This is a genomic window from Bacillus sp. LL01 (assembly GCF_001037965.1).
Map to the genome: position 1 here is coordinate 1 of NZ_LFEL01000098.1, position 5,880 is coordinate 5,880.

General features: G+C 40.0%; 9 protein-coding genes. 7 read left to right on the top strand and 2 right to left on the bottom strand.

The window, feature by feature from the left end; all coding sequences use genetic code 11:
- The 6 genes from AB685_RS25245 to AB685_RS25270 all read left to right on the top strand — a co-directional run.
- A partial coding sequence (locus tag AB685_RS25245) for an ammonium transporter (protein WP_047973346.1) occupies positions 1-839 on the top strand: 839 nt, incomplete at its 5' end.
- A gap of 1 nt (position 840) precedes the next feature.
- Positions 841-1,818 carry a DUF294 nucleotidyltransferase-like domain-containing protein gene (locus tag AB685_RS25250; RefSeq protein WP_053073954.1) on the top strand — a complete coding sequence of 326 codons (978 nt, stop codon included), beginning with the start codon at positions 841-843 and terminating at the stop codon, positions 1,816-1,818.
- 5 nt (positions 1,819-1,823) lie between these two features.
- Positions 1,824-2,561, top strand: a complete 738-nt coding sequence (locus tag AB685_RS25255; protein WP_047973347.1) for a 3'-5' exonuclease — start codon at positions 1,824-1,826, stop codon at positions 2,559-2,561.
- A 97-nt stretch (positions 2,562-2,658) separates the two neighbouring features.
- Positions 2,659-2,862 carry a MerR family transcriptional regulator gene (locus AB685_RS25260; protein WP_047973354.1) on the top strand — a complete coding sequence of 68 codons (204 nt, stop codon included), beginning with the start codon at positions 2,659-2,661 and terminating at the stop codon, positions 2,860-2,862.
- A 71-nt stretch (positions 2,863-2,933) separates the two neighbouring features.
- Positions 2,934-3,227, top strand: a complete 294-nt coding sequence (locus AB685_RS25265) for a DUF5327 family protein (protein WP_047973348.1) — start codon at positions 2,934-2,936, stop codon at positions 3,225-3,227.
- 145 nt (positions 3,228-3,372) lie between these two features.
- Positions 3,373-3,885, top strand: coding sequence for a hypothetical protein (locus tag AB685_RS25270; RefSeq protein ID WP_047973349.1), 513 nt, complete (start codon positions 3,373-3,375; stop codon positions 3,883-3,885).
- Here the strand turns inward: AB685_RS25270 and AB685_RS25275 are convergent.
- Entirely contained in the window at positions 3,880-4,503 is a 624-nt protein-coding gene (locus AB685_RS25275; RefSeq protein ID WP_047973350.1) for a GNAT family N-acetyltransferase, read from the bottom strand. The two genes, AB685_RS25270 and AB685_RS25275, sit on opposite strands and share 6 nt — an antisense overlap.
- 288 nt (positions 4,504-4,791) lie before the next feature.
- On the opposite strand from AB685_RS25275, the gene AB685_RS25280 reads away from it, so the two are divergent.
- Positions 4,792-5,166 (top strand): DUF423 domain-containing protein, encoded by a 375-nt coding sequence (locus tag AB685_RS25280; RefSeq protein WP_047973351.1) that lies wholly within the window; start codon positions 4,792-4,794, stop codon positions 5,164-5,166.
- A gap of 240 nt (positions 5,167-5,406) precedes the next feature.
- Here AB685_RS25280 and gerQ read toward each other — a convergent pair whose 3' ends face one another.
- Entirely contained in the window at positions 5,407-5,793 is a 387-nt protein-coding gene (gene gerQ, locus AB685_RS25285; protein ID WP_198530587.1) for a spore coat protein GerQ, read from the bottom strand.
- Positions 5,794-5,880: the final 87 nt, after the last annotated feature.

A 5,880-nucleotide genomic window follows, 5' to 3' on the forward strand; every position in this document is an offset into this window, starting at 1 on the left:
GTGATGGTTGGTTAGCTGAACTAGGGAAGCAAGACTTTGCTGGTTCGACAGTAGTTCATTTAACGGGTGCAATGGCAGCATTAGCAGCCACGATTTTATTGAAGCCTCGTCTTGGGAAATTCAATAAAGACGGTTCTGCAAATGATCTTGCTGGTCACAATCAAGTGTATACAGCATTAGGGGTTTTAATTTTATGGGTAGGTTGGTTTGGTTTTAACGCAGGGAGTACGTTAGGTGTAGAGGGAGTATTCTTTGGATACGTAGCATTGAACACACAGCTTGCTGCAGCAGCTGGTGCAGTCGCAGCTCTATTTATTGCCTGGGCAATGCTTGGGAAATCTGATGTTCCAACAATGTTAAATGGTGCTCTAGCAGRTCTAGTTGCCATTACTGCTTCATGTGCGTTTGTAGCACCTTGGGCCGCGGTTATTATTGGTATCATTGGTGGACTAATCGTATTCTTCAGTATGAAATTATTCGATAAAGCGAAAATTGACGATCCGATCTTTGCCTTATCTGTACATGGTGTAGCTGGTGTATGGGGTACGATTTCTACCGGGTTCTTCGCAACACCTCAACTTGCTGAATTAAATGGCGGAAGCGCTGGTCTATTTTATGGTGGTGGCTTCGCACAACTAGGCGTTCAAACATTAAGTGTCGTCGCATGTGGTGCTTTTGCATTCATCGCATCTTATGTATTACTTCTTGTTACAAAAGCAATTGTAGGTGGACTACGAGTATCAGAAGAAGAAGAAATTCTTGGCCTAGATCTAAGTGAGCATGGTAGCTACGGATATCCTGAAAGCATGCCAGAAAAACACGAAAAGCCAGGAGCTTAAGATGTCGACACCAAAAGAACAAGATGTGCCATTTGAAGAAAGTGAAGCAGAGTTACGTGAGATAGTTTTAAAGGAACAAAGGCCAAGTAAACTGCAAGAAATTCACAATAAGCGAATGGAATATGCTGTAAATAAAGCGTTGAGAAAGATAGAAAGTGAGTGGGGGAGTCCTCCTACTCACTTTGCTTTCTTTGTAATGGGTAGTGCTGGTCGATGTGAACAATCCTACTTTAGCGACCAAGATCACGCGATTCTTTATGAGGAAGATCATCTTGAATATGAGGAGTATTTCCTTAAATTAGGAAGTGAAATATCAAGTGCACTTGAAGACGCTGGGTATGCAGAGTGTGACGGGAAGGTGATGGCTTCTTCTAACCGTTGGTGTAAGTCAAGAAAAGCTTGGCAACTTCAGATTGATCAATGGATTGAAGAAGATACGTGGGAGTCACTTCGTTATGTTTTAACGGTAGCTGATGCAAGGATTTTCATAGGGGAAGAGTCTTATGTAGAGGAAATCAAACAAATGATTCATAAACATTTGAAAATAAACCCTAAACTCATAAAACGTCTAACTGAAAATACGGGTAGAGTTAAAAAAGGGATTGGTTTTTTTGGGCAACTACTCACAGAATCAAAGGGACTCCATCAAGGGAAATTCGATCTGAAACAGACGGTTCTTTTTCCATACGTAAACGGGCTACGACTACTCGCCTTAAAAGAGGGAATAATGGCTTCTTCCACTCTGGAGCGCATGAAGAAATTACCTGCTGCTTATGGACATGTAAAAAGCCATCAGCTTTCATTTCAAGAGTTACTCACGCATCGCCTCCGCTTTCAATATGGTCATAATGAGTATGAAGGTATTCACTTTATAAACATTGACCGACTATCTTCAGCAGAGAAGAATCGGTTAAAAGAATGGGTTCGTGAAGGTCATGAGCTTTATCATTATATTGAAAATGCATTAATGAAGGGTTGATCCTAATGGTAATGAACCATATGGTGCAGTTTGTTAAACAGTTATCAACGAAATTAAGTCCAAGTATGTATTCATCGACGATGCAGCAATCCGAGGCAGAGGGGCTTGCTAGGCTAAGGCAAATTCAGCGAGAACTAAAAAATGATGATGCTCTTGATCAACCCCTTCATTCCGTACCGTTTATCGTGTTTGACTTAGAAACAAGTGGTTTTTTTCCGGATAAAGGAGATGAAATTCTTTCTATAGGTGCAGTAAAAATGAATGGGGTAAAGATTTTTGAGGAAAAGACATTTTATTCAACCGTACAATGTAAAAGGGAACCTTCAGGTGATGTTTTGTCATTAACAGGTCTTACACTAAAAGAATTAGCTTCCTCAAACCCTTTAAAGGACGTATTACACGATTTTTATGATTTTGTTGGCGGTGGTACTCTTGTTGCTCATCATGCCACACATGAAAAACGCTTTATGTCTCATATGACCTGGAAGTTAATGAGAATGCCATTTGCTCATAGGATCATTGATACAACTTTTTTAACGAGAGTTGTAGCTAGTGATGAGCCACTTGTGACCCTTGATGAATGCTGTGCATATTACAATATCCCGATTACGACTAGGCATCATGCCTTGCATGATGCCGAAATGACCGCAAAGCTTTGGCAGGAGTGCTTGATGCTGGCGCAGGAAAAAGGATTTTCTACACTGAGAGATATTTATATTTATTTAGCTACATTAAAAAAATAATGGAGTGGAGAGAGGAATCCTAGACATTAGAGAAGGAGGGGAGGGAGTGKATCCCACTGTTTCTAAAAAACAAGCCTGCTTACCAATTCGTGTTGTAATGGAGATGACGAACTTAACGGCAAGACAAATTCGTTACTACGAAGAACAAGGGTTGATTAAACCAGCTCGGAATGACGGAAATCAACGCATGTTTTCTTTAGAAGATATTGAACGATTTCGCTTAATAAAGTCTTATATTGAGCGAGGGATAAATGTCGCAGGGATTAAAACAATATTGGCAACCAATGTGCGGGAGTCATGAGCCGGCATGTTGGTTGTCTTTTTATGCTGTGAATATGATAATATGGGGGTGAGAAAAGAGAGGTGTTAGATATGAATATTTCCGGGACGATGATTATCGATCAAATGGAACAGCAACTTAGCCGCTTAAGAAAAGCGATTGAACAAGGTGATCAAGCTACTATTCGTGAATATACAGCGGTGATTGAATCTCATTGCCAATTATTAAAGAGTGGAACAAAATCTAGAGCGAGTGAGCATGCTCGTCCAGTTTACCCTAATCAGATGATGGCACRAACTGCCCCCAAGCAAACGCATATCGTTTCTTCTGCCCMTGTAGAAAGTCAACCAGCTCCAGTAAAAGAACCCAATTTACTTGATTTCTAAGTGAACCTGCTCCTAGTCTACGGGGCAGGTTATTTTTATAGTAAGGAAAAAATAGACATAAGATTAGAAAATTGTGAAACCAAACGATAGGCTTATACGTCTAAGTAGTATAAGCCTTATAAATAGAAAGGGGTCGAGATGGCAAATGGCTAAATGGTCTACCTTTCAAGTTCTGATCGTCGCAAATATGATCTTGTTTATGTTTATGCTAGAGAGAATGGTGAGCTCACACACATTTCAACCGCCAACAGCAGGTGGGGGAGCTGTGAACACAAGTTTTTCTACCTTACTTGTGTATACCATCATCTTACTTGGACTTTATTTATTGTTTTTGTTTGAGGCGAAGAAGAATCGAGCGTTGTTTCGCCATAGAGCATGGTTGAAAATGCCTCAGCTCACTTTATTAATTGCACTCATTGCAGCTAGTATTTTTATTTTGATGGCAACAATGGGTCCTTTATTTAACTGGGTTGTGCAATACCGATTTTTACTTTATATATTAGGTGTGTTCTTTTTATTGGTTACATTCTTATTTGTTTTTTCACTCATACATAAAAGGCGTTTTCAGACTCGGCATGTCGAAAGCTCTATTCATTGGTCGCTCATATGGACGGCACTTGTATTCATGGGCACCTTCTTTGTTTTTCCTAGTTTATGATCCATCTTTTAGTTTCCACTCTACTAAAACCGCATAATCAAGAGACTCCTTGTCTTCTAAGTAATTAGGTAGTGGTTGTATGGGGGAAAGTCCTTGCTTGATCATGAAAGATAAAACTAAGTCATGGATTTCCCCGTTGTTCACCTTATCAATATAAGTGGATACGTTAAGCTCTTTGGCGTATTGATGGTAATTTGGAATTCGGCATCCTGCTAAAAAGCGGGCTAACCCAAGCTCTCTGACAGTTTCTTTTCTAGCTTCATATAATGCGCCTGCAATTCCTTGCCCTCGGTAACTAGGTCTGACGCAGACATCGATTCCATATAAACTATCTCCGTGTTCTTGGTGACTCCCTTTGATGTAACCATGATCACTGACTTCTTCCCAAGTATGGTCCTCACCTGTATATTGAAGAATTAAGGATGTTGCTGAGCCAACAATGATGCCATCTATTTCAGCTAACAGGCACCCTTCGGGGAACGTCTCAACGTGAGATCGGATATGTTCTCTGCTCCACCACAGTTCTTCAGGAAATGGGGGAGGAAAGGCTTCTTTTTGTACACCAAGTAACCCTTCGTAATCATCAAGTGTATAAGGACGAATGATTAAGTTGCTCATTGTTCGCCTCCTCAAATTGTTATTACTGTTAGTTTATCTAAATTTTTAAAATGTTTCACGGGGAACAACTCCTAACATGACGTTTTATTCAAATTCTATTACAATTGAAAAACCCTTTAACATAAAGGGACTTATCATAAGGCGATAGCGATACAGTGAGAGGTAACTAGTACAAAGGATTGATCCTGCAACAAGGTCGGTCTTTTATAAGTAATTAGCAATTTTGTCTAGATGGAAACACTGTGCTATTCTTAGTTTATGATTACATATTGGTCTAGGAGTGGAAATATGGCTAAATTATTTATTTTTATGGGAAGTATTGTCATGGCGTTGTCTGTTGCAATTGGTGCTTTTGGTGCGCACGGGTTAGAATCTCGTTTACCTGAACGGATGATGAAAAATTATCAGACTGGCGTTCAATATCATATGATTCATGGGGTTGGCCTCATTATTGTAGGATTAGTTGCTTTGAAATTAACATCTTCAAGCATGTTAAATGGAGCAGGGTGGAGCTTTTTGATTGGCATTATTCTTTTCTCTGGAAGTTTATATGYGATGGCATTAACCGGTGTAACAAAGCTTGGAGCAATTACTCCAATTGGTGGGCTGGCATTTATCGTTGGTTGGGTACTGCTTGGGTTAGCTGCGGTTAGAGGTCTATAATAAAAGAAAAGAAAAGGCTTGGACATATCTCAGAGGTTTAACTCAGGATAMGAACGAAGCGCTAAATGAGCGGATGAAATATACTTCGCTTCCCGCGGAAAGCGAAGTATATTTCAGGAGCGGTATATAGAGACCGCATCAGTAATGTTCGATTTTCCATAAGTTAAAATACTTTTGTCCCAGTCTCTTTTTAGTGCATAATATACAAAAAAGCCTCCTTTTCAGTAGGAGGCTTTAATACTATTCCGGTCTTGGAGAATATTGTGCTAGTTGAGCAGCAGTCCCGCTGTTAAACGGATATTCATATTCAATCGGCTCGTCAAATGTTACATAGTCAAGGTTAACCATTAGAAGTAAATAGTACATCCCGGTTTCGGGATCACTGATAATTATATGATCTCGACCTGCTTCCTCTACCCGTCCTATAAAGATTTTAGCATTCCATTCAGCATTGTTTTCATAGGTGAAATAAAACGTTCCGATCTTGCCGCGGTTTAAACGAAGGATGTTTTCAATAAATGACTGCTCAAGCGGTAACATTCCTTCACCACCGAATTGCTGCTGTACGAAACCTGGTACTTGGTAACTCTGTGCGGAGAAAAATTGTCCTTGTGGTTGCTGCATCATTTGTTGCTGTTGTGGTTGTTGCATTTGAGTCTGTTGTACTTGATTAAAGGCTTGCTGCTTACCGTATCCTTGATTTTCTGATTGCTG